This window comes from Enterobacter sp. Lyrl_3, from assembly GCF_051948675.1.
GTDB lineage: Bacteria > Pseudomonadota > Gammaproteobacteria > Enterobacterales > Enterobacteriaceae > Enterobacter > Enterobacter cloacae.
Genome location: NZ_JAYJLI010000017.1, coordinates 28,191 through 50,832 on the forward strand (window position 1 = coordinate 28,191; position 22,642 = coordinate 50,832).

Annotated in this window: 21 protein-coding genes and 1 tRNA gene; 5 read left to right on the forward strand and 17 right to left on the reverse strand. The window is 54.7% G+C overall.

The annotated features are described in order from the left end of the window. The first annotated feature begins 75 nt into the window (after positions 1–75). From VF709_RS21070 to VF709_RS21090, 5 genes are all read left to right on the forward strand, one after another. Positions 76–149: transfer RNA gene (locus VF709_RS21070), tRNA-Gly, on the forward strand. Positions 150–344: 195 nt separating this feature from the next. Further along, positions 345–1,526 (forward strand): tyrosine-type recombinase/integrase, encoded by a 1,182-nt coding sequence (locus tag VF709_RS21075; RefSeq protein WP_440232252.1) that lies wholly within the window; start codon positions 345–347, stop codon positions 1,524–1,526. 581 nt (positions 1,527–2,107) lie between these two features. Continuing rightward, positions 2,108–3,340, forward strand: a complete 1,233-nt coding sequence (gene ltrA, locus VF709_RS21080; protein WP_440232253.1) for a group II intron reverse transcriptase/maturase — start codon at positions 2,108–2,110, stop codon at positions 3,338–3,340. Between the two features lie 443 nt (positions 3,341–3,783). Next, positions 3,784–4,740: a plasmid segregation protein ParM domain-containing protein gene (gene parM / locus VF709_RS21085; RefSeq protein WP_440232254.1), complete on the forward strand. Its 957-nt coding sequence runs from the start codon at positions 3,784–3,786 to the stop codon at positions 4,738–4,740. 12 nt (positions 4,741–4,752) lie between these two features. Then, positions 4,753–5,112, forward strand: a complete 360-nt coding sequence (locus VF709_RS21090) for a plasmid partitioning/stability family protein (RefSeq protein ID WP_440232255.1) — start codon at positions 4,753–4,755, stop codon at positions 5,110–5,112. A 248-nt stretch (positions 5,113–5,360) separates the two neighbouring features. Here VF709_RS21090 and VF709_RS21095 read toward each other — a convergent pair whose 3' ends face one another. The 17 genes from VF709_RS21095 to VF709_RS21175 all read right to left on the reverse strand — a co-directional run bounded on the left by VF709_RS21095 (position 5,361) and on the right by VF709_RS21175 (position 22,641). Continuing rightward, complete coding sequence (locus tag VF709_RS21095; RefSeq protein ID WP_440232256.1) at positions 5,361–5,990, reverse strand: hypothetical protein; 630 nt, start codon at positions 5,988–5,990, stop codon at positions 5,361–5,363. A gap of 150 nt (positions 5,991–6,140) precedes the next feature. After that, positions 6,141–6,500, reverse strand: coding sequence for a DUF2913 family protein (locus tag VF709_RS21100; protein WP_440232257.1), 360 nt, complete (start codon positions 6,498–6,500; stop codon positions 6,141–6,143). A 291-nt stretch (positions 6,501–6,791) separates the two neighbouring features. Beyond that, complete coding sequence (locus VF709_RS21105; RefSeq protein WP_440232258.1) at positions 6,792–7,733, reverse strand: cation diffusion facilitator family transporter; 942 nt, start codon at positions 7,731–7,733, stop codon at positions 6,792–6,794. Between the two features lie 183 nt (positions 7,734–7,916). Continuing rightward, on the reverse strand, positions 7,917–8,132 hold the full coding sequence (locus VF709_RS21110) for a hypothetical protein (protein ID WP_440232259.1): 216 nt from the start codon (positions 8,130–8,132) through the stop codon (positions 7,917–7,919). Between the two features lie 98 nt (positions 8,133–8,230). After that, positions 8,231–8,515, reverse strand: coding sequence for a PerC family transcriptional regulator (locus tag VF709_RS21115; RefSeq protein ID WP_440232260.1), 285 nt, complete (start codon positions 8,513–8,515; stop codon positions 8,231–8,233). Further along, on the reverse strand, positions 8,505–9,200 hold the full coding sequence (locus tag VF709_RS21120; RefSeq protein ID WP_440232261.1) for a Crp/Fnr family transcriptional regulator: 696 nt from the start codon (positions 9,198–9,200) through the stop codon (positions 8,505–8,507). The genes VF709_RS21115 and VF709_RS21120 overlap by 11 nt, the downstream gene beginning before the upstream one ends. Positions 9,201–9,217: 17 nt before the next feature. After that, entirely contained in the window at positions 9,218–9,538 is a 321-nt protein-coding gene (locus VF709_RS21125) for a Dabb family protein (protein WP_440232262.1), read from the reverse strand. After that, the gene (locus VF709_RS21130) at positions 9,504–10,310 is read right to left on the reverse strand and encodes a hypothetical protein (protein WP_440232263.1); all 807 of its coding nucleotides are present in this window, start codon (positions 10,308–10,310) and stop codon (positions 9,504–9,506) included. The genes VF709_RS21125 and VF709_RS21130 overlap by 35 nt, the downstream gene beginning before the upstream one ends. A 234-nt stretch (positions 10,311–10,544) precedes the next feature. Further along, positions 10,545–11,375: a hypothetical protein gene (locus VF709_RS21135; RefSeq protein WP_440232264.1), complete on the reverse strand. Its 831-nt coding sequence runs from the start codon at positions 11,373–11,375 to the stop codon at positions 10,545–10,547. Between the two features lie 8 nt (positions 11,376–11,383). After that, positions 11,384–12,745: a VasL domain-containing protein gene (locus tag VF709_RS21140; RefSeq protein WP_440232265.1), complete on the reverse strand. Its 1,362-nt coding sequence runs from the start codon at positions 12,743–12,745 to the stop codon at positions 11,384–11,386. Between the two features lie 17 nt (positions 12,746–12,762). After that, the gene (gene tssE, locus VF709_RS21145; RefSeq protein ID WP_440232266.1) at positions 12,763–13,194 is read right to left on the reverse strand and encodes a type VI secretion system baseplate subunit TssE; all 432 of its coding nucleotides are present in this window, start codon (positions 13,192–13,194) and stop codon (positions 12,763–12,765) included. A 1-nt stretch (position 13,195) separates the two neighbouring features. Then, positions 13,196–13,732: a type VI secretion system lipoprotein TssJ gene (gene tssJ, locus VF709_RS21150; RefSeq protein ID WP_440232267.1), complete on the reverse strand. Its 537-nt coding sequence runs from the start codon at positions 13,730–13,732 to the stop codon at positions 13,196–13,198. Beyond that, positions 13,713–14,813 carry a type VI secretion system baseplate subunit TssG gene (gene tssG / locus VF709_RS21155; RefSeq protein ID WP_440232268.1) on the reverse strand — a complete coding sequence of 367 codons (1,101 nt, stop codon included), beginning with the start codon at positions 14,811–14,813 and terminating at the stop codon, positions 13,713–13,715. The genes tssJ and tssG overlap by 20 nt, the downstream gene beginning before the upstream one ends. Next, the gene (gene tssF, locus VF709_RS21160; protein ID WP_440232269.1) at positions 14,768–16,507 is read right to left on the reverse strand and encodes a type VI secretion system baseplate subunit TssF; all 1,740 of its coding nucleotides are present in this window, start codon (positions 16,505–16,507) and stop codon (positions 14,768–14,770) included. The genes tssG and tssF overlap by 46 nt, the downstream gene beginning before the upstream one ends. 23 nt (positions 16,508–16,530) lie before the next feature. Beyond that, positions 16,531–18,132 (reverse strand): type VI secretion system protein TssA, encoded by a 1,602-nt coding sequence (gene tssA / locus VF709_RS21165; protein WP_440232270.1) that lies wholly within the window; start codon positions 18,130–18,132, stop codon positions 16,531–16,533. Continuing rightward, positions 18,132–21,503 carry an ImcF-related family protein gene (locus VF709_RS21170; RefSeq protein WP_440232271.1) on the reverse strand — a complete coding sequence of 1,124 codons (3,372 nt, stop codon included), beginning with the start codon at positions 21,501–21,503 and terminating at the stop codon, positions 18,132–18,134. Before VF709_RS21170 ends, tssA begins: the two co-directional genes overlap by 1 nt. Then, entirely contained in the window at positions 21,487–22,641 is a 1,155-nt protein-coding gene (locus tag VF709_RS21175) for a type VI secretion protein (RefSeq protein ID WP_440232272.1), read from the reverse strand. Before VF709_RS21175 ends, VF709_RS21170 begins: the two co-directional genes overlap by 17 nt. Position 22,642 lies beyond the last annotated feature (1 nt).

The window sequence follows — 22,642 nt, forward strand, 5'->3', positions numbered from 1 at the left end:
TATTTTATCGCCATTTAGTTGCGAAGAGGCTTGTATGAAGAGGCGTAAGGTCTATAATGCTTTACGCACCTCAAAGCGGGCGTAGTTCAATGGTAGAACGAGAGCTTCCCAAGCTCTATACGAGGGTTCGATTCCCTTCGCCCGCTCCATTTTCAACTCTCCTGAACTCCACTCAATTCAACTACTCGCTGATTTTACTGGCTTTTTCATCATTTTTCCGTCAACCCAATTCAACCAGAGTTACCCCAAATCAAGAACCGATGTTGTATAGAAATGTGTATAGCTTCTCCTATACACTCTGAAACTATACACACAGGATGATTTCTGAGGAGAAAACTATACATATGCCTCTCACAGACCTTGAGATACGCCGCGCCAAGCCCGCAGAGAAAACGTATACCAAAGCAGATGGCAACGGATTATCGTTACAGATTGAACCTAATGGCTCGAAGGGCTGGCGGTTTCGTTACCGATATGAAGGTAAGGCTAAGATGTTGTCCCTAGGAACTTACCCAAAAGTTTCTTTATCCGAAGCTCGTAGCAAACGCGACGAGGCGCAGGAGCTATTAGCTGCGGGTATCAACCCGAGTGATACCCGTAAAGAGAAGAAACTGTCCCAGCAGGATAAGCTCGGCAACACTTTTGAATCTATTACTAGGGAATGGTATCAACGGCGTTATGATCTTTGGGCCGAGTCTTACCGGACAGAAATGATCGCAACTTTTGAGAAAGACGTTTTCCCTTATATAGGTCATCGCCCCATTGACTCTATTACACCGATGGAATTGATGGGGGTGTTATCCCGTCTTGAAAAAAGGGGGGCTACAGAGAAGATGCGAAAGGTTCGTCAGCGCTGTGGTGAAGTCTGGAAGTATGCAATAGCGACAGGACGTGCTTTATCTAATCCAGCTCCAGATCTCGCAAGTGTGATGATGCCGCATAAAAAGGCGAATTACCCGCATTTGCAAGCAACAGAGTTGCCTGACTTTCTTACTCTTCTTCAGGCGTATACCGGAAATATTCTTGTTAAGCTTGCTATGAAGCTACTGATCTTAACTGGTACTCGCCCCGGAGAACTGCGTAAGGCTGAGTGGTCAGAGTTCGATTTTGAAAATAATATCTGGAGTGTTCCAAAAGAACGAATGAAAATGCGTCGCCCCCATGTTGTACCTTTGTCCCGACAAGCTTTGGCTATTCTGACGGAACTCAAAACAATGACTACTGGTTATCAGTATGTTTTCCCCGGGAGGCTTGAGAAAGTTAAACCAATCAGCGATATGTCGTTGAATGTATTGATTCGGCGTATTGGTTATGGTGGTAGGGCTACTGGTCATGGATTCCGCCACACAATGAGTACAATCCTGCATGAGCAGGGGTTTAATTCTGCTTGGATAGAGCTACAACTCGCGCATGTGGACAAAAACAGCATTCGCGGCACCTACAACCATGCGCAGTATTTGGATGGTCGGCGCGAGATGATGCAGTGGTATGCTGACCATATCGATTGTCTGAGTCGTGGCAAATAAAACGGCATAATCCCTGGACGCTCAACCTTCATGGTTGGGCGTTTTTCTTTGTGCGCCCAGCATGGGCGCACTCCTGTGGGTGAAAGTCCCGCCTTAAGCTGGTCACAGCGAAAGAAGTGAAGCGCAACTGCATGAGGGCGACCGAATGTGGGGAGGAAGCGTGGAGCATAAATCATGAGCCGATGAACAAAAATCGCATAGGAGGCGCTGTCGAGCAGGGCGAGCGGGCAAGGAACCGCGAAACTCTTGTGACCAAAGCAAAACGGCGTAGATGCGGCGGTTGTGTGATGAAGGAGTGCGTTCTTACCTGGGGAGATCTCGCCTTATGCCTGAAAGGGCAACGGTCATTAACCGGAGCGAGAAGTCAGCAGAGGTCGTAGTAGTCTGAATGAAGAAAAAAAATCTTCAGAAGGCAAAGGACCAAACGAGAAGGAGTACCCAGCGATATGTCGATACAAAAGTCCATGCGTCAGATGTCCACAAGAGTGGAGCGGAGAGAGGGACAATATGGTGAAGCCAGACGAGAATCCTCCCGTGACGAAGCCCAATGTCCGCGATATACATCCGGGGGTACAGGGTTGATGCTGCTAGAGGCTGCATTGACGAAGGAGAACCTGAGACATGCTTTCAGGCGAGTACGAGCTAACAAGGGTAGCGCTGGCGTCGATGGTTTAGATGTCGATCAAACAGCGCTTCATCTGGTGACTGTGTGGCCAGCGATCCGCGAGCAACTACTGTCAGGAACATACAAACCCAGCCCGGTCAGGAGAGTAACAATACCTAAACCGGACGGGGGAGAGCGTGAGCTTGGTATACCGACAGTAACAGACCGACTGATCCAGCAGGCACTTCTGCAAGTGCTACAGCCACTTCTTGACCCTACTTTCAGCGAATTCAGCTATGGTTTCCGCCCCGGAAGGTGTGCGCATGATGCAGTGCGTACCGCACGGAAATTCGTGCAGTCCGGGCGCAGGTTTGTAGTCGATGTTGATCTGGACAAATTCTTTGACCGGGTAAACCACGATATCCTGATCTCACGCCTGAAGAAACGAATTGGTGATGACCGTATCATAAGGCTGATCCGTGCGTATCTTAATAGTGGCATCATGGATACTGGCATGATCCATCAACGGGTTCAGGGCACACCGCAAGGTGGACCACTATCCCCTTTGTTGGCTAATGTGCTGTTAGATGAAGTAGATAAAGAGCTCGAAAAGCGTGGTCATTGTTTTGCTCGCTACGCTGATGACGCAAATGTATATGTATGCTCACGGCGGGCAGGTGAGCGAGTGATGGCGCTGCTGAAACAGCTGTATGGGAAATTGCGATTAAAACTCAATGAAAGTAAGAGTGCTGTTTCAAGTGTGTTTGGCCGTAAATTCCTGGGATACAGCCTATGGGCAGCAAAAGGCTCTGAGATCAAACTCAAAGTTGCAGACAAACCCCTGCGTACATTCAGACAGCGTATTCGCCGTCTGACCAGACGTAGTGGTGGTCGCAGTATGAAGGAAGTAGTGGAACGGTTGACTGTGTATATAAATGGATGGAAATCGTACTACCGTCTGGCACAAACACCCAAAATCTGGCAACGGCTGGATAAATGGGTTCGCCACCGGCTACGGGCTATCCAGCTAAAACACTGGAGACACGGAACCACTATCTATCGTGAACTGCGAGCTCTTGGTGCATCTGAGAATGTTGCATGCCGGGTGGCGGCTAATAGTCGTTCATGGTGGCGTAACAGTGATCGCCTGCTTAAGAGCGTAATGACCATCGCATATTTTGACCGACTGGGTGTTCCTCGACTTTCCTGACCTCAACTTCTCGAACCGCCCGGTGCGGAGCCGCATGCCGGGTGGTGTGGCAGGGGTACGATCTTGAGTCGTCCCCTATGCCGATCATAGCCGTTACTTCAAGTCTCCACTAAAAAGCGCACTGTTTCATTTTAAATAAACTATTATTTTATTTAATCTGATGTGAGCAGTTCTCAATGTAAAACCCCGCTGTAAATCCTTTAGGTCTGTCTCCTGAATCTTATATGACAATTCGCATTTTACTCCCCCATACAGGAAACTGACCCAATGAAAAGATTTCTCATGTTTATCTTACTGGCAGCACTGCCTTTTCTCATTGAGCGCTTGCTGGCGCTGATTCATCTCGCTTTGCCCTCAATTTTAACGCAATAACCGCTCTTCACGCCTCCGGTGACGCCGGGCGGCTCAATCCCAATACATATTTAACTCAACTCAGGTGCAATATGCGCATTTATATCGACGATGGTTCGACTCACATCAAAATGCTGTGGGAGCAGCACGGCAAAACGTTTACCCACCTCAGCCCCAACAGCTTTAAACGCGGATGGTCAGCCACGTTTGGCAGCGGTAAGCCGTTTAACTACACCGCAGGCAAGGAGAAATACTCCTTTGACCTCATTTCTCCCGATACCCTCACCACCAGCAATATCGAATGGCAGTACAGCCCGCTCAACGCCGTAGCTGTGCAGCATGCGCTACAGACCAGCGGCCTTACGCCACAGTGCGTGGATGTTGTGGTGACGCTGCCGCTGGCGGAGTTCTACGACGAAGACGCTCAGTACCGGCTTGATAACATCGAGCGCAAGAAACAGAGCCTGCTGCAACCTGTGGTACTGAATAACGGTCACGTCTTTACTATCACCCGCGTTACTGTACGCCCGGAGTCCATACCCGCCGGGATTGCACTGTGCGACCAACTCTCGGCTTCCAACTCGGTGCTGATTGTTGATCTTGGCGGAACAACGCTGGACATCTCACAGGTGGCGGGCCAGATGTCTTCAGTATCGTGTATCTATGGCGATCCGGCGTTGGGTGTATCGCTGGTGACCGATGAGGTGCGGCAGGCACTACGCAAAGCCAATATGGCGCTATCCCGCTACAACGTGGATCGGCTGATTATCAAACGGTTTGACGATACCTACCTGGCGAACAATATCAACGACCTGCGTGCTGTCGATTCCATAAAGCAGGCAATCCACAGCGGCATTGCGCGTTACCGTGCGCGTGTGCTGGAAGCGATTGATCGCTTCAAAGGCTATACCCATGTTGCAGTTGTTGGCGGTGGAGCCTGCCTGCTGGCTGATGATATTCGTACTCATGTTAACCTGCGTGACGATCGTTTCTTTGTGGCTCAGGATCCTCAATTTGCGTTGGTATATGGTCTGAAAGCACTGGGTTAATAAGGATGTATAATGAACCGCAGAAAAGTACTGATTTACCTTCGCCCTGCCACACATGCAAGCGAACGTTTTGCGGATGCGCGAATTGAGGCGCATCACCGGGGCGATCGCGGTGAGTTATCACGAACGGCATTACTGGCCGGTATCGCGCTGGGAGAAATTGACCGCAGGTTGCCGTCGGTACTGGCCGCGCTGCTGGCTGACAACACCAGCCCGGAAACACTGCGTACCATGCTGTCATCGTTTCTGAATATTCATCCGGGTTCAGCTCCATCTGTAACTGTGGCGGCTACTGAATCGCCACCTACAGTAGCAGAGCAACCCACCAGCAGTGTTTCGGCAAAGAATCTGGCGGGTTCTCTGCCGGAATAACTTTATTATTGATGTTATATCGTTACATCACCAAAGATAAAAAACAGGACGCTCAGCCTTCATGGCCGGGCGTCCTTTTCTCGTCATGTTCTTTTTTATTTTCTGCTCACTCTGTAAGACCTGCCGTCTTCCTTAAACATCTGATTGCATAAGGGGAGAGCAAATCACTCTATGTGCTCACCAAGAATCGACAGTGCCATATCAAGCATATTACTACTCCCAGTTGATGTGTCCTGGGAAACAAATATTTAGCCAATATTTATCGACGCTGAATTTATCTCCTGGAAACGAATAGCACCTCGAGCCCATTTATCCCCTGTTCTCGCAGCATTATTCAGAGCAGTTGGATTAGATAGTAGCCAGGTACCAAGTCGCTTATTCGCCACATTTGAATAGTATCTTTTTTTACATAAATCAATAAAATCCTGCATCCGAATTGCAATTTCATCTGGGAAACGAAATTTTACATCCTCCGAATATCTGATTTTTTCTACATAGTGTAGACAGTTCGGTAGTGGAATATTTTTTGACCATGCGACCATTGGCATGGCTACTCCTTGTAGTCGTGACCTTTTAGGCAAATAAGACACATTTATGTCAAAGATTATTCCATTTGCTTCAACCCAATAGTGGCTCGGATGAGTTTCATCTCCTCCACCAAACCCCTCTATTAATGCTTTATTCCCGGTAATGGAAAGGGTTAATGCTCCTAAATCTCCACCAATAATTGAGGATTTGATTCCCTGGTTTACAAAGATTGAGTGAATTGCACATGCACTGTATAAGCATCTGGCATCATAATCATCAGGAAAAGATTTTTTCATACACCAATCTATAATGGCAAATACTTCCTCAATTTTTAAGCTACCAATTCGCATAAGCAAGTATCCTCTTCATGTTGTCACCAATACTCTCTTCAGGTCTGTACGTTTACAGAAGATTACAGCAATTGGCCTGCTGATACTTATAGTACCCACCTCATGCACATGACAGACTGTCGAAAAATGTTAAATTGAACCTGAGCCTCTTCAAATACCACTGTCTGAAAGTAAACGTAACACCGAAAAACCATCATCATCAGGCAACCGTTCAGCGTGCAGATTACATTGTGCAAGAAGCGCAGGAATGCCGCTGATATCGCCGGTAAGTCGTAGCTCCATCGGCCTGATGAGTTCGCCCCTGTCGGTGAACACCTGATGCAGTTCGTCTTTTGGCGTGTAGATCGCGCAGACGTTACCCGCTAATTTAGCTTTGTCTTCCCACTCTTTTGCCGACACCAGCCAGTCTACCCAGCCCATTGTCCGAAGCGTGTCTATCATGTACGTGAAGCGAAACAGCGTGCTCTGCTGCGTAAGTTCGCCAGAACTGGCGAGCCAGATGTATTCCACTTTGCTGTAAAGCCGCGCTGATGCCCGTAACGCTTACCCTGCTCCTGCAGCCAGATGATGATGTCCGATGCTAATGTTCGGGGAAACAGTTTACGCTTCTGCGCCGTCAGCAGCCATTGCATGATGAAAATATGCGTCTGCAGGGCAGAAAGCGCTCTGCCTTCCTGTCTGGCAAGGCCAACTGCCACCATGATACACCAGGCCTAGTGGGCGAGATCTTCGGTCGGGCGTTTTGGAAGGGTTACTGTCAAACGGCACTCCAGATTATGGCATTAATGAACGTCAGGCAGATTATCGCATCGGTTTGTTATAAGCAGCTACCTGGCTTACACCTGGTTCATGTGGATCGATATGAATCATTACGTTGAGAACATTTTGGTCTGCCATCACCCGGTTATGCGCATCGACGGCAATATCGTGCCCGGCGATAACCGACAGTTCGCCAGGCACCTCAATATGGACATCAACCAATATGAGATCGCCAGACTTTCGGGTTTTCAGGTCATGGAGACCAGCAACACCCGGTGTGGAGAGAAGGGTCTCTCTGATTGCCTGCTCTGCAACGGGATCTATAGAGCGATCCATCAAATCATGCAGGGCATTAAACGCGAACGAATACCCCATCCGGGCCACCAGCACGCCAACAATCAGCGCCGCAATCGTATCGCAGTACGGATGCCCCATGAGATTCCCGACAATACCCACCGCCACCACCAGTGATGACACCGCGTCTGAACGGGCATGCCAGGCATTCGCAATCAACAACGAAGACTTGATCCGCGTTGCGACGGCCAGCATATACCGGAACAACAGCTCTTTTGCCGTCAGTGCACCCAGGGCCACCCAGAGGGCGACGATATGAACAACCGGAATAGTCTCAGGGTGCAGTATTTTCCCGACAGCCGACCAGAGCATGCCAACACCCACACAAAACAATATCGCGCCCAGTATCATCGAAGCACCATTCTCATAGCGCCAGTGCCCGTAGTGGTGATCGCTGTCTGACGGCTGACGACTTTTGAGGTTAGCAATCAGCACGACAAAATCGGCCACTAAATCCGAAAGCGAATGAATGCCATCGGCAATCAGCCCCTGTGAGCCTGAAAATATTCCCACCACTACCTGCATAAGCGACAGCAAAATGTTCACGATAACACTGACCAGCGTACTTTTTCTGGCCGCCCGTGAGCGTGTATTAAATTCATCAGCATTAAGGGGTTCAGGATTCTGCATGATAATTACGTTCCAAAATAAAGATGGTAATACTAAATTATTCAGAATGGATGATGACTTATTTTTAAAAGTGGAGTATTACAAGTAATGCTGAATATCAACAATCTCTGGTAACATATTTTACAACGATACTCCTTATTAAAGGGCGGTTCTCTGTAAAAGAAAACCGCCCTGATTCATGACTTATTTAACCAGCATGCTGACCGCTTTTTTCTTCGCCTTTCGCACTGCTTTCTTTTTAGCATGTTTTTTGGTGGCCTTTTTGACTTCAGACTTCACCGTGGTACTCTGCGCATGCTGAATGGTCTGACTCAATGGTGATACTGGCTCTGAAGCAAAAGAACCCGCAGCGAAAAGGGACAGCGTAGCCCCCAGCAAAACAACCGATAACTTTGACATGGCAACCTCTCCGGTATTTTCAGGAAATATCACCGCTGAAAATGTGACCGGGAGACCCACAGAGTCAATACAGGTAACTGTCACCGGTTCGCCAGGAATTATTTAGCCCTGTTTTTCTGTGGCTTGATTCTGAATGCTGCACCACCGGGCTGACTGATACCCATTTTTGCCTGCGCAGCCGTGGCGGCCTTGCTAAGGGCGCTGATATTCAGTTGCTCTGAAACCGGTAGCGCAATGTTTGAATAACACGCCCGCCGCTTCTGGCTGACCCATTGCCGCTGCGCATCGGTATCGCACAGGTCCATCACCGCCAGCCATCGGGCTGCTGCGCGTCGCCATAACCCGGCTTTCTCCAGTTTCTCAGCGACTACATCACTGACCATATCCTGCTCTCCGTATTTCTGTTAATGATTGTTCGTCGTTCTGGTTGGGCAGCGAGCCCCCCGCCAGTTGTTGCAGCACTGAGGGGCGCAGTTCTGAGATAGTCCGGCCGCTGAACCAGAATGCGCCAGCATCGACCAGCTTTATTATTTCCCTGGTCACTGTTTCCGGCGTGACGCCGATGTAGTTTGCGATATCGCAGCGTAGCATCGGCAGACGAAAATCACGCACGATGCATCCCTGAAAACCATAACGAACAGCAAGGTCATAAATAAAACCCGCCAGTCGCTCGCCTGCACTCAGCCTGGTCAGTTGACGGAAGCGGACTTTGTTCAGGCGTAAGTGCTCACTCATCATCTGGTATACATGTCGTCGTTCATCGCAGGTATCCATAAACTCGCTTAACTGTGTCGATGGCAGGTGGTGCACTGCACAGTCGTCAGTCACCTGCGCATACCCACGGTGGCATTCGCCGGAAAGCTCATCCACGCCGATATACTCACCGGGCAGATAAAAACCGGTGATGTGTATCTCCCCACTCGCGTTAAGATAAAATGTTTTGACCACGCCGAATTTAATCAGCCAGAGTCCACTGCACTTATCACCGGCACACCACAGATACTTCTTTTTACCGTATTGCCGGGATGGTCTCTGCCTGATAATGTCCCTCAACGGGCTTCTGAACATAGCCAGTTCTCCATCATTTACGCACCAGCTATGTTTTCAGGTGCAAGTGTAAAATCCAGCACGACAATATCCTGTAGCACTGGTCGAAAAATCACCTTCAGCGCATCATGGGCCGGATGAGGCAGATAGCGCTGACGGGCAGCTTCATCGTCGAACGTCATCAGCACACAGTGCGTATAACTCGCATTTTTGGCTTCGGGGCTGTCGTTGATGCCCCATTCCACACTGCTCACCCCTTCCACCTGCTGCGGGATGTGCAAAAAGGCCAGTCTTACCGCGTTGATTTGATCAGGCGAAGCATCGTCAGTGAGCGTGATAAACAGAATGTGTCGGATCATGTTTAACTCCAGTATTAACGGGGGGCAGCGTAAAGGCCGCGTGTTCAAGGTCGTCCGGTATGACGCGAATGATGCCCTCGCCGGGCGTATCGATTTCAGCGATGAGAAACAGTGACAGCGAAATCATCACGGGCAGGACCAGCAGAGAATGTCCCTGCCGTTGCAGTCTTCCGGTCAGACAGCAGGCCGCCATGGCGAAGGCAATGATCACCAGCCATGCCGTATCGGGGAGCTTGCGCTGAGAGACAGCAGTCGTCTGCTGCTGCGATACTCTCAGCTCACTGTATGCCGTCAGGAGCGTGTCCATCACCGGCAGGGTACTGTGCGTGGCCTCAGAAACCGCCAGTAGCCAGAGCTTTTGCTGGCTGTCCTCTGACAGCTGGTTCCAGCTTCGTCCCCCCTGTAGAGACGAATCCCTGAAAAAATGGATCCGCTGGTCGAGGTATTGACGCAGCAGTTCCTGCGCTTTCGGCTGTACCGATGCGGGTAATAACAGACTGTACTGCCACGCTTTTTCGATGGTCTGCGCTTCCCTGACCTGGGCCTGCTTCAGCGTGGTAAATCCATTAATCGATACCGAAAAGGCGAATCCGATAAGCAGCACGCTTAATGAAAGTGTTCCTGCGGTGATAATAATAACGCCACCTGCACGGGATTTATTCCTGTAATAATGCAGATAACGACCAATATACGCAGACATTATCAGTAACAATAACATCACTGCCAGCAGGAGAATATCATCTGCTGCCGGTAGCATGAAATAATATGCCATCACATTTCCACCTCATAAAAACCGGCCATGATATAAATATAAAAATGAGCCTTTCCAGAAATAAAAAAATAAATCGCAAGTCATTCCGATAAATAAAGATAATCACCTCCACCAGCTCGAATTAAATAAAGAGTGAAGGGCGGGGTACGATCTTCTGATGATGCTTATCAACACTATAAAATACCGGGAGCCACGGGCAAAAACGTTCGGTTACCGCTTACTCTCATAAGAGCGTTATCTGCTACCGTCCGGTGCGGGCTGATCGCTATGCTTTTTAGCGTATCGACGTAATCCCAGTCTCTCAGCCTGATGGTGAATCGCACTGGCCTTCCTGTCAGGTAACATCGCGGCAACCTTTTTCCCCAGTTTCGGGTAAAACTGCTGAAGAATACTGATTTCCTCAGGCGTCCACATCACTGCCCGCCTTAACCCTAATTTGGTCGCCTGAGCCGAAATGGCTTGTCTGGAACGATGAGGCAACAGAGCATGAATGGCTTCAAGGTTACCTGATTGACTATAATGACTGGTCAGTATCGCGTTTTCCTCCCTGGTCCATCGGATCTGTTTCACTTTCCCCAGTTTCAGAACATTTGCCCTGTTCCTGACCGCGCTGACACTTTTGTTAATGGCAGCTGCGACCTCATCAACGGGCATCTGCCCGTAGTGCTCTCTCAGGAAAGCAATGGCAACAGGATGCCATTCCCGCACATCAGTAAGACCAGCTTTTGCCGCCTGTTTCCTGATCGACTCCCTGTCACGATGCGGCAGCAACTTTCTCACCATTTTGATACCATCACCATGCCCGTAATGTTTTTCCACGATGCTGATTTCCCACTGCTCCCATCGAGTCCCTCCGGAACGACCGACGCCAACTTTTAGTGCCATCGACCTGACCCCGGAGACGCCTCTTCCCAGGGTGGACGCTATCTCATGTGCCGGGATCTTGCCGTAGTGTTTCTCAAGATAAGCGATTTCTGTCAGCGTCCAGTGCGCATAGTGATTACGGCGCATGGCTGTTTTTTCTGCAGCTCCCTCTGATGATGGATTCGGTTTCTTTTTCATCATTCAGTCACTCAATCCGCATGGGTTATCAGTGCGTAGCGGCTCTGCAATTGCTGAAGATGCTGCGCGGCCTGCTTCATCGTCGCAGTCTGACTGCCGTCGTTATTTTTTTGCTGTGACAGCTGGCGCAACTGCTCTTCCAGCGGCACGTTCTGGCTCAGGGTCTGCGTGATGGCAAACACCGACGATTTCAGCTCAGAGACCGTGATATATTTCCCCCGCTGCATATCGGTGCTGTTGAGCCGGTTCGTCAGCGACTGCAGCTGTACCATCGCCTGATGCCAGCCCTGCAGACGGGTTTCTGGCAGGGCATTCGCCTCCACATGCTGTTGCCACTGTTTCGCCAGCGCGGCGGTTTCCGGCTGATGCGGCCACAGGCGCTGCGTCTGTGCCACCAGCGCAAATCCGTAGTCCTGCGCCCATGTCGGGGAAAGCTGCGCCAGTTCGTCCAGCTGGTCGCGGGTATGTTCGGTCGCCACCCATCCCTGCGCCTGCAGCGCGGCGGCGTTTCCTTCAATCATCGCTTCCTGCTCAGAAGCGCTGAGCACCACAGGCAGCGGAGAAAGTGATGTGTCAATCAGCGTCTCCGGCAGGTTGTCGTGCCAGTGCTGCCAGCCCCAGGTGCTCAGTGCCGTCAGCAACAGCGTGGCGGCAACGCCCCCGGCAAATCCCGACCACACGCCGCGACGATGACGCTTCAGAATGGAAGTCTGCGTGATGCGCTGCGTGCCATCATCCCGGACCACCAGCACCACCGGGTCACTGTCGCCATACGGCTGCGTAATGTGGTCAGGAACCGGGCTGGCGGTATGGTGGTATGAAGATTCAACGGGAGCAGGGAGCGGTGCATCCTTCGCGTTCTCCAGCCGGACCACTGCCGCGTGCATCCAGTGCAGCAGTGCGTCCATTTTACTGACCTGGCGCAATTCGAGCCGCTGCAGCAGGTCGCACAGGTGGCGAAACTGCTGCTCCAGACGATAGACCACCGGCAGGTCCTGGTGACCGAGCGTAAAGCGGCGCAGACTCAGCATCAGATGGTCGCTTAGCCACACCAGAACTTCCTTACGAAACGGCATCTGCGGCGGCCACATCACGCTCCACTGGTGAGAAATCAGCGAATCGATGAGTTCCAGCCCTTCAGACAGCCCGGCGAGACCGGAACGCTGCAGGCGGGCACCGCAGAACCAGGCTGCAGTCTGCAGGTCGGTGCCGTTGTGGCGAAACAGGGTTACACACAGCTGTTCCACCTTCCGCCAGTCCACATCGGGACGAGCGGGGTGGGTCAGTTTACTCAGTTCGTCGCGCACCTGGGTGTATTCAGACCATGCACGGGGATCCTGGCCCGCATGTACGGGCAGGTTTCGGGAAAACATAATAAAGCGTCCTTAATTCAGGAGGGGAGGATGCGTTGTTGTTTCAGATGGCGGAGCAACACTTTGCCTTCCGGCATAAACTCTGTGCCAAAACGCACCAGCCCGCCGTCGTGAAGTTCCGCTTCGATAGCGTAGCGCAGCTCACCGGGCTGGGTCTGCTCCAGTATCACCACGCTAATGTCCTGAATACGCGGCTCGTATTTCAGCAGCACTTTTGCCAGCGTGGTTTTGAGTTCATGGACGGTGCCGGGCATGCCCTGCAAAATCAGTGTCATATCCGGCAGACCATAGTCCGGCAGATGCGCCACGGAACCGGCCCGGGTACTGAGCACCCGCTGCAGGTTATCCAGCACCGACATAATGTACTGATTTTCTTCGCTCACCTGCTCAAGGGGAAGACCACCGACAAAATGGCCGAGAAGTCTTTCGTACAGTGACGGATGGCGCATGTTATTTCTCCTTCACGGGCAGAAGCCGCAGACGGTTATCACCCGCTTCAATCAGACGCGCCTTATCAGGATCCAGGTCCTTACGGGGAATGACCACCCGCCAGGTATTACTGGTCTGGTCCGGGGCAAGGAACATGGCGGCAACCGCCACGTACTGCGCCGTTTCCTCCATCGGCATATCAATCTGTACAGCCTCGCCGGGTTTCAGGCGAATATCCTTTTCGGCCAGCAGGTCGGCTTTCACCACCGGGCTGTCAGCCGTGAACAGCGCCGGATAATCCGCACCGTCAAACGCCTTACGGTCTTTCAGCTGGTAGAGGCGCAGCACCGTGGGCAGGGGGATGCCGTCGTCATTGACATTCAGCGCCGCGCGGGCCCGGATATCCAGATGTAACGTTCTGACCTGTTTGTAAAATATGGCGGTGGTCATGGCCTTCGAGCCCTCTGATACTTTCTGCGTCAGGCCGCAGCCGCTGAGTAATACGGTGGCCGCCAGCGCAGCACATACGGTAATGACCTTACCAGTGGTAATCGCCATCTTCATCGGTCTCCTTGCGGTTAACGTTTTCCCTGACGCACTGCCAGCGCCCCAGAGGGATAGTGAGTATCCGGTCATTGCCGGATGTCTGAGAACACAGAGAGCGCAACACGGCGGTTCGCCCCAGTTGCACACCACCCTGTTCAGGATGGCAATGCGCCTGCGCATCTGGCAGCAGGGTACGGTTCACGCGCAGCTGCAGACGCACGTCCAGCGCACTGCCCAGGTAAACATGCAGCAGGGCCAGCAGGTCGGTATGCAGCTGCCCGCCGGGTAACCAGCCCTGTACCTCCTCCGGGTTACCGGTGGTGAGCTGCAGCAGCACCTGGCTGTTCACATCAGTCCCGTGGTCACCCATTACCGGGCGCGATGTCAGGCTGACGGGATGGCGGGTGCTCATGCTTACCGGGGCACTCAGCGGGACGCGACAACGGTCGTGATGCCAGACGGTGGCGCGGGTGTCCGGTGCCAGCAGCGTGACCAGCGAGGCCAGGCCTTCGGCGGTACGCCCCGGCAGCAGCATCACCGGCAACAGCGCCAGAAAACGCGAGACCGGGGTGGCGATATTCTGCGCACAGCCCGGTATTCCCAGCCCGGCCAGCCCCAGCAGATACTGTGAGGTCCGGTCCCGCCCGCCCGGTTCAAAAGTGGCCGGGTACGAATACTTGCGCCAGATGCGGTAATACTGGGTAATCAGCCGGTGGTTAAAGATATCGAGAAAGTCACAGACGGTTTCATAGCCTTCCTGACGCTGCGTGATATCGTCGGTATAAATCGTGGGCAGCGGCGACTCCACGCCATACAGCCCCATAAACGTCACCCGCACCGTGGGTGGCAGATGTGGCTGCTCCGGGATGTCAGCCCCTTTAATTTCGCCAACCGGAAAGCCCATCCCCGGATGCGGGCGAAAACGCACCGGCTCCTGACGTACCTGCCAGCTGCTGCCCGCCACCGGCGCATCCGGGTGACGTTTCTCCACAATCTGGCACAGCCGGTAAAAGTTGGTGCGGGGAAGCGTCTCCTGAAGCTGCGTTATCAGCCGGGCAGTCGCGGACTGTGATTCTCTTTCCACCGGATGCATTTTCCTTCTGGCTGAACGATAAGGGAGAGCTGGTTAAACTGGTTCATGTCGGCGTAGAGGGACAGGAAGCGGTTAAGCATTTCGCCAAACAGGTGAATATCCCCTTCACCGGTAAAGCCATTGCTGTCGAGGGTGACCTCGATATCCAGCCCGCGCAGCAAAAAACCGTCCTCAAAGCGCTGAATACGGTGATGCTGCACGTCCTGAATGGCCGACAGTCGTCGGTTATTGAGGTCATCACCGGTCCAGTTGTACAGCTTCAGCGTGCCGCTCAGCACCTCCGGGCTGCTCATCATGTTCAGAAAGCGGGTCCCGAGATGGCTCATGATGCGCCAGTGGAAGCTGTCCTCATCCGGCGGGTACACCGGCAGCGTTGGTTTGCACAGATTACGCAGGGTCACCGGGGTCTTGATTCGCTGCTCGCAGCGCTCCAGCAGGGTGCTCTGCAGCGCCTGACGCGGGAGCTGACCGTTGGTGCCGGTGATACCGAGCGACAGGGTGTCCTGCACCGGCGCATTCTGCTCACCGCCCAGGATTATCCAGGTGTCATACATGCCGGTGACGCTTCGTTTCACGCGTGTATGGAAATAGCGCTCCGGGGCATGGCGACGCAGCATACCGCCCTGATGGCGGAAGCTGCTGAACGGCACATATGTGGTTCCGGTACCGGTCACTTCATCGACCGAATAGATTTCGGTATGACCGTCCTGAACCAGCTTCGGACGCAGCAGGTACTCGCTTTCCAGTCCGTTCACCCTCAGCGGATCTGCGTCCATCGTGAAGAGGTTTATCACCGGCACGCAGTGCAGTCGCAGGGCATCGGCGGCCACCGGCAGGTCGGACGGCCACACCCGGCTGAACACCGCCTCAATATCGAAATGCGTGATACCCGGCGGGAGCGTGATGCTCTCCAGCCCGTTGAGGTGCACAAACATAAACTTTTCGCGGAAGGTGAAATACTCCAGCAGCAGCTGATAGCCGCTGAAGGCGCTGTCGCCCTTCGGCCACAGGCGGTCCTCATCGGTAAAACCACCAGGTGAGAACCAGGCATCCAGCCGGATACGCTCCCCGGATCCGGGCAGGCGCAGATACAGCGCCTCCAGCCGTTTGGTGAGCCACAGGTGCAGCGAACTGCTGACCGGCGCATCGTCGGCCAGATACAGACAGAGCCGTTTGAGGTCAGTCTGCGCCTGGTCGGCCTGGGGGGCGCAGGCAAAACGGGTAATGAGTTTAGAGCGTCCGTCCGGCTCAGCGGTCAGGGTGACGTTCTGTACCGTCAGCGGGTTAAGCATCATGGACCGGGTGGTACGATAGCGACAGACGGTATTTTTTGCGCCAACGGGACGGGAGTAGACCTCAAGCCCTGCGGGAACATCCTCGGCTATCTTCATCTCCTGCAGTTCCGGCGTGAAGCCCACCACCGACAGGGAGGGAATGGTACGCATGTAGTGCGGCCAGAGCATGCTGACCAGACTTTCCGTCAGCTCCGGCAGGTCGTCATCGATTTTTTGTCGCAGGCGTCCCATGGAAAAGGCAAAGCCTTCAAACAAACGCTCGACGTACGGATCCGGCATTCCGGCCTTATCAAGATCCAGCATCATCGCCCGGTCCGGGTGGGTCCGGGCAAACTCTTTGGCGGCCTCGCGCAGATAGCGCATTTCGGCGTCAAAATAGCGCAGGGTTAAATCTTCCATTTATTTTTCATATCTCTTCAGTATTAACCGCACAGCACCGCTGCCCTGGCAGGATCCAGTGCAACCAGCCCGGCCAGTAACAAATCCATCTCCGGCTGCAGTCGCGTTTTATCAGCTTCACTGCGCCCGGCATGCAGACGTAACAATTTGAGTTTTCGTGCTTTCACCTCAAACAGCAGCTCCGGCTCCCACTGCTGTAACGTCAGGTTGCCCGCCAGCGTATTCAGCTCACCCAGCAGATGCAGGGCCAGCGTGTTTTTACCGTACTGCTCAGCGAGTCGGGCCATCAGCAGCTGCATCAGCCAGCGTTCGCGGGGTGTGACCACGCCGGGACGCTGCTGTAACCAGGTCAGCGCTCCTTCCACACCGTCGCTGTCGGCTTTTTCCTGGGCTTCAGCTTCCAGCGCCAGAATATCGTTGTCGGTGGAGCAGGCCGTGTTGAGGGAGGGCTCCTGCCAGTCTGTCGCATCATTCATCACCTGCTGGCGTATCCAGTTCAGCGTCACGTCGTCGGCAAAGGGAGAGCCGTCATTAAAGGCCTGCGCTTCCAGGCCGGGCAGACGATGGAGCAGCCCCTTCAGGTCATCCTGGATAATGGCGGCTTCCGTTTCGCGCCCCTGCTTCTGCAGCGCCTGGTGGATATACCACTGGAGGTCCAGCCACAGGTGCCCGGCACCGCGTGAAAACAGGCTGTCCGCCTGCTCGCGGAGTTCGTTCCAGCGCTGCTGCTGGTACAGGCGTTTCAGCAGCACACGGGCATCCGCTTTGGGGGACTCAATGCGTGTGCGGCCATCCCCCTCAGACGGCGGCAACTGCTGCAGCGTGTCATGACGCAGCGTCTTCATCAGCCTGTGTGCAGCAAGCCAGCCTTCCGGCTGCTCATTCAGCCAGGCCGTCATTTGTCGGGCCAGGTCCAGCAGGTCACGACCTGAGGCAACGGTCCTACCGGAGGTATACGGTGCGGTACGCACAGAGGGAGCGGGTCTGACCGGCTCGCTGTCGGCTGAGTTCTGTGGCACCACGGCGTCTGGGCCCCCGGCCTTCATCAGCCTGGACTCCAGCGCCGCATACAGCGTTCCGGCCTGTATCAGGGGTTCTCCGTCTTCCGTCGTGGTCGCCTGCTCCAGCAGCATCAGGGCACCGGCAATACGCCGTGAATCTTCCACCGAGGCCTCCGGGTACATCGCCAGACTGTCCAGCATTCGCGTACCGGCCAGCCAGTCCAGCGCCGCCGTACGGGGGCGCTCACGCTGCGGGTGAAGCTCAGGGCCAAAGCGCTGCAAAAGTGCCGCCAGCAGCTCCAGTCCGTCAGCCAGCCCGGCTTCCCCGTCCATGGTCAGTCTCGCCCAGGTGTACCAGGCGGCCACACGAATATCTTTAGCGACGGTGGTCAGCAGTCTTTCGCACAGATGACAAATCTGCTCCGGGTCGATACCGGACAGTCTGTCCATCTCCTCGCGCAGTTGCTGAAAATCATCGTCGTAGCCGGGGTCTTCGCCACAGGGGGCCTCCTCAGACACCGGCCGCAGCCAGCTATCCCACAGTGCCAGGCGCTGTTGCGTCTGTTTCAGCAGTGGCCCCTGTTCCGCCTGACAGGCCGTCAGCAGGGCGTTCAGTGTCGTCATCAGTCCATGTCCTCCGTCGGCTCATCTGCCAACGTATTGTCAGCATGAGCGCCTTTCACCTGGAATATCGTCTCCGGCAGGGTAAAGTGCCGGAGCTTCAGCAGTACCAGCGGGCCTTCCGCGTCCTGGGTGCGCAGGGTGTAGTTCAGCGCACGGCCATCCGGGGCATTCCAGCGCAGACGGTAGCTGCTGTTAAGACCGGGATAACCCTGCACCTGCGCTTTATCCAGCAGACGAATCAGCCCCCATTCTCCCGGCAGTTCCGCATACGCACGGGTCCCGGCCGCCACGCTCATCCAGCTCAGCGAGGCTCCCGGTGAGGTTGTATCGCCCGGCCAGGTAAAATGCTGCCAGACCGGCATCTGATTGGCATAACTGAGCGTCTGACCGTCGGTACGGAAAGTTGTCTCCATCACCCCGGCAGCAGTGCCAGGACGCAGGTCAAACTGCAGACGGGCTGCATCGGTGGTGAACGCCACGTCAGAGACATGGCTCAGGGTGTTAATGGCGTTCAGAAACGCGGGGTTAAAGGTCAGCCCCTGGCTGTTGAGCGAGTCCGGCACCCAGCGGCTGCCCTCCTGTCGAAGCACGCCATTCAGGCTGGTTTTCAGAAACTCAGTGAGTCGTCCGTTTGTGTTCAGGTATTTTGCCAGCAGCGTCAGCGATGCCTCGCTGTCGGTGTCCTCGAACGGGTAACGACCACCAAACGAGCGGTTCCAGTCACTGACCACATCGGTCTGCCACTGTGCGTTAAGGCTTTCGGCGGCAGGGGTCAGTACCTGCTGCCAGGCCCCGGCAAGCGGGCGGACAAACACAGTCTGCCCGAAGCTGCGCCACTCCTGCCCCAGCTCAGCGGCCACCAGATTGCCGTAATTCTTTGTGTCGGTTAAATCCACCCCTTTCCCCTGAAACACCGTCTGTGCCAGCGCCTGGGTCATGGCCTGCGGGTCCGTGGCGTCAGTGACCTGCTGCAGATGCAGGCGCACCTGGGTCACCCGGGTGAGGAAGGTCTGCAGACTCAGTGGTGAATCGCTGTTGCCATCAGGCTGCTTCCCCGTTAAAGCCAGCACCGGGCCAAACGTGTCATCCAGCGGGCCGTGGGTGGTTGCAGTCTGGTCGATGGCCGGGGCGTTATCACGGGAGAGCAGATGCTTCGCGGATTTCACCAGCGAATCGGTGATAGCCTCTCCCGTCTCACCGGTATGCCCCTGCACGTTCAGGGTGTTCATCAGCGCAATCAGCGGCGACTGACGTACATCCGCCATCAGAGTCAACTGGTCAATAACATCAGAGAGCGTCGGCGTCGGCTGCAGGCGGATACTGTTGAGAAACGACAGCCAGGCTCCGCTGAAATCGGCAAAGTAGCGGTCGGTCAGCTGTTTTTTCAGGTCCTCCGGGGAGACCTGTTGTGACACGGGCTTCTGGCTGTCGCTCAGCACCCAGTCCATCTCATCCCGGCGGGCTTTTACCACCTTATCAATGGCAGGCTGTACGGCATTCTCCCAGGCCTGACGGGTGAACATCCCCGGCACCACTTCTTTTGTGGTGTAGAGCCGGGCAATATCCGTCTCACCGGCCATGTCTTCTAGGCGCATATCTGCATAGAGGTGAGACACCTGCGCCAGCACCTTCTGGTACAGGCCTGATTCGCTGTTGCGCATCCCCATCAGCCGAACCAGCAGCCCACGGGTGGCGCTGACCAGGTCATCATCATTATTCAGTTTCCACTGCGGGTGCGACGGCAGGGCGGCGGCATAAAACGCCAGCAGCGCTGGCCCGTCTCCCTGCCACTCTCCCGGTTTAACGCCCTGGCGTGTCGGCCAGTCCTGCATCAGCGTGTCGCGAAACCAGGCCGGGTCCATTTTGTCGGGGCGGTTCAGCATCAGCCAGAGTTTGAGCTGGTTGTAGCTGGCTTTTGCCAGGTGAGCCCGCTGCGGGCTGTCCGGCGGCAGTTGTACGAACGCCTGAAGCTGCGAACGCAGGTGTTCAGCTGCCGCATCCCGAATCAGCGGCAGTGCGCTCTGCGCGTAGCGGGGAAACGCCGCGTCAAGCAACGCGTTATTCTGGTTAAGACCGGCATGCAGATACCAGGGGGCACCGTGCACCTCGCGGTACTCCAGTTGGGCTAACCTTTTCTGCAGGGCCATCAGTGCCTGCAGCCGGTTCGTCAGGGTGCGGTGCGTGTCCAGCGCCGCCTGCACCTGCTGCTGTGTCCCGGAGACCAGCGTGCGGTTAACCATAAAGGAGACCGCCATCGAAGTGCCGCACAATGCCATCAGTACGGCGGCAGACACGGCCAACAGCGGCATCCTGTTGCCGCCGGGACTGACAGGTCGCAGTCCTGTCGGTAACTCGCGTACACGCTCCGGCAGCGCATCCCAGCGATTATCCCTGGCCCAGTGGTGCTTCACGCTGCGCTCAGCGCCGAAGGACGGTGGACTGAAGACCACCCCCGCCAGCGGCAGGGGACGGTGCGGATTCAGCCACGGTGCCAGAGGTTTAGAAACAGATTCAGGGCGGGCCGACAGTCGGTCCGCCAGCGTCAGCAGAAAATGATGTTCCGTATTGCTGCATATTTGCTGAACGCCCGGGCGGATAAGGTCCGGCACCAGTGCCTGCAGATGCGTGGTCAGCGCCTCCTGGCGACAACCGGCAGGCAGCAGACATCCCACCGGCTGGGTGACCCGGCCGGGCTGTGCACCGCCTTCAGTATCCAGACTCCAGACGTACAGCGGCAGACGACGCGCGAGCTGGCTGTAAATCTCGCGGAATGCTCGTCCCAGCAGGTCCATCGCGTCTTCGTCAGCGGATCCCAGCGAGGCCGTCACCCACACCAGCCCGTCAGCCGGAGTACGTCGCAACTGACGCAGCGCCCGCAGCCAGACCGTATCCAGTGGCTGAGCGGGGTTACCGCCCCACAGCAGTAACGTGCCACGGTCTTCCTGCCAGTATTGCGCCGTCAGCCCGGGAGTCAGCAACTCCACGTCTGCAGTCGTACCGGTGACCAAAAGAATACGGATCTTACGGGACCAGAAGCGTCCGTAATGGTTACGCATGGTTTCGCGGATTTCGCTGACGGTAATGTTGCGGGGAGGCATTTGAGCAACTCTGGCACCAGAACCCGGCAACCAGTTTCCTGCTTCACCCTGGCTGTGGTGGTACTTCTCCCTGAGGCTGCGGACAACGAGAGGAGAAAAGCGCAGGAGCACCAGCGCACAACAGACGACGATCAGCGCCAGCATTTGTGCTCCAGATCCTTCAAGACCAATCATCGGGCCATAATGGACGATCAGCCACCAGAGTACTGTAATCCCGATCAGGATAAGCGCCACCCGAAGAAAATTAACGAAACGATTACCCGATATTTGCATTTTCACTTCCAGGTGCGATGGTACTGACAAACTGCTCCGTACCGGATGACAATAACGTCAGCAGGGAAAGGTTACCGGACATCACTATCTCCGCCCCAAGGGCGGTCAGGATCCACGGTGCTGATGCGCCAGGTATTCCGCAGAGTTTTTCCAGCATCATCGTGTCGGCAGATTTCCAGTCAGCGCCATGTATTCCACCGACAGATGCCAGCGAGGCGGATACGGTATGCCAGCAAAGCGCATCTTCCAGAATGCGGGCGGTACGACAGGCCACCGTCTGGGTTTCCAGGAACAGGGTGAGGTCTTTTTCAACGGCAGTTAAATCCAGCGACATAGGGCGTAATAAACGGGCCGGATAAGACAGCCGGTATTTTTGTGCCACATCATCACTGGTCAACAACAATGTCGCCATGGCGTCGGAATACGCATCGCCGCCGTTCAGCTGTACGACGATGATCAAATCCACCGTCAGAACCGGCTGTTCGAGACGGGCTTCAACCCATGAGAAGGAATGCGCTTGTGTCATCGTGAGATCGGTGGGTAAAGCACGTTCAGGAAACAAGGTTTCCCATGCCGGGATGAAGGCAGCGGAGAGCGAGTCCTGGGCGACATCGCTCACCAGGGTTACCCTGAGCGGCAGGTCACGGGGTAAAGCCTGAAGTGACTCCTGAATGCCCCCCAGACATGACAGCACGGCATCCGATAACGACGTCGTGGGCAGACGACAGACGCACATACTTTGTGAGGAGAAACTCCCCTCACTGCTCTTCCATAGGGTGTCCGCCGTGACATCGTTGGGTAGCAGAACGCTACTTCCGAGGATCGCCAGGTGTCGTTCAGCCCATGCTTCCCACTGCGCCTGTGCATACCGTGCTTCTTTTTCCAGAAACTGATGCTCATCGATCTCCTGACCACGAAACCATCCCCATATACAGAGCAACAAAAACCAGACGGCTGGCGGGGCCAGTGATACCGTCCAGACATTCATCGCGGACAATACCTTCACGGCCCCGGAGGAATGGAGCACAAAGAGTATGACGCCCGCAATGATCGCCAGCGTCCCTGTGAGCAGCAACAGGAAAAGGGAAGGCGGTGCAGATAAGGTCGTCGTCGGGGATTTATTTCGAAGCCAGGCCATT

Excerpts from the sequence above, each read along its gene's own strand:
- VF709_RS21075 (WP_440232252.1), top strand. The coding sequence starts at position 345 with ATGCCTCTCACAGACCTTGAGATACGCCGCGCCAAGCCCGCAGAGAAA.
- ltrA (WP_440232253.1), top strand. The coding sequence starts at position 2,108 with ATGCTGCTAGAGGCTGCATTGACGAAGGAGAACCTGAGACATGCTTTC.
- parM (WP_440232254.1), top strand. The coding sequence starts at position 3,784 with ATGCGCATTTATATCGACGATGGTTCGACTCACATCAAAATGCTGTGG.
- VF709_RS21090 (WP_440232255.1), top strand. The coding sequence starts at position 4,753 with ATGAACCGCAGAAAAGTACTGATTTACCTTCGCCCTGCCACACATGCA.
- VF709_RS21095 (WP_440232256.1), bottom strand. The coding sequence starts at position 5,990 with ATGCGAATTGGTAGCTTAAAAATTGAGGAAGTATTTGCCATTATAGAT.
- VF709_RS21105 (WP_440232258.1), bottom strand. The coding sequence starts at position 7,733 with ATGCAGAATCCTGAACCCCTTAATGCTGATGAATTTAATACACGCTCA.
- VF709_RS21110 (WP_440232259.1), bottom strand. The coding sequence starts at position 8,132 with ATGTCAAAGTTATCGGTTGTTTTGCTGGGGGCTACGCTGTCCCTTTTC.
- VF709_RS21115 (WP_440232260.1), bottom strand. The coding sequence starts at position 8,515 with ATGGTCAGTGATGTAGTCGCTGAGAAACTGGAGAAAGCCGGGTTATGG.
- VF709_RS21120 (WP_440232261.1), bottom strand. The coding sequence starts at position 9,200 with ATGTTCAGAAGCCCGTTGAGGGACATTATCAGGCAGAGACCATCCCGG.
- VF709_RS21125 (WP_440232262.1), bottom strand. The coding sequence starts at position 9,538 with ATGATCCGACACATTCTGTTTATCACGCTCACTGACGATGCTTCGCCT.
- VF709_RS21130 (WP_440232263.1), bottom strand. The coding sequence starts at position 10,310 with ATGGCATATTATTTCATGCTACCGGCAGCAGATGATATTCTCCTGCTG.
- VF709_RS21135 (WP_440232264.1), bottom strand. The coding sequence starts at position 11,375 with ATGATGAAAAAGAAACCGAATCCATCATCAGAGGGAGCTGCAGAAAAA.
- VF709_RS21140 (WP_440232265.1), bottom strand. The coding sequence starts at position 12,745 with ATGTTTTCCCGAAACCTGCCCGTACATGCGGGCCAGGATCCCCGTGCA.
- tssE (WP_440232266.1), bottom strand. The coding sequence starts at position 13,194 with ATGCGCCATCCGTCACTGTACGAAAGACTTCTCGGCCATTTTGTCGGT.
- tssJ (WP_440232267.1), bottom strand. The coding sequence starts at position 13,732 with ATGGCGATTACCACTGGTAAGGTCATTACCGTATGTGCTGCGCTGGCG.
- tssG (WP_440232268.1), bottom strand. The coding sequence starts at position 14,813 with ATGCATCCGGTGGAAAGAGAATCACAGTCCGCGACTGCCCGGCTGATA.
- tssF (WP_440232269.1), bottom strand. The coding sequence starts at position 16,507 with ATGGAAGATTTAACCCTGCGCTATTTTGACGCCGAAATGCGCTATCTG.
- tssA (WP_440232270.1), bottom strand. The coding sequence starts at position 18,132 with ATGACGACACTGAACGCCCTGCTGACGGCCTGTCAGGCGGAACAGGGG.
- VF709_RS21170 (WP_440232271.1), bottom strand. The coding sequence starts at position 21,503 with ATGCAAATATCGGGTAATCGTTTCGTTAATTTTCTTCGGGTGGCGCTT.
- VF709_RS21175 (WP_440232272.1), bottom strand. The coding sequence starts at position 22,641 with ATGGCCTGGCTTCGAAATAAATCCCCGACGACGACCTTATCTGCACCG.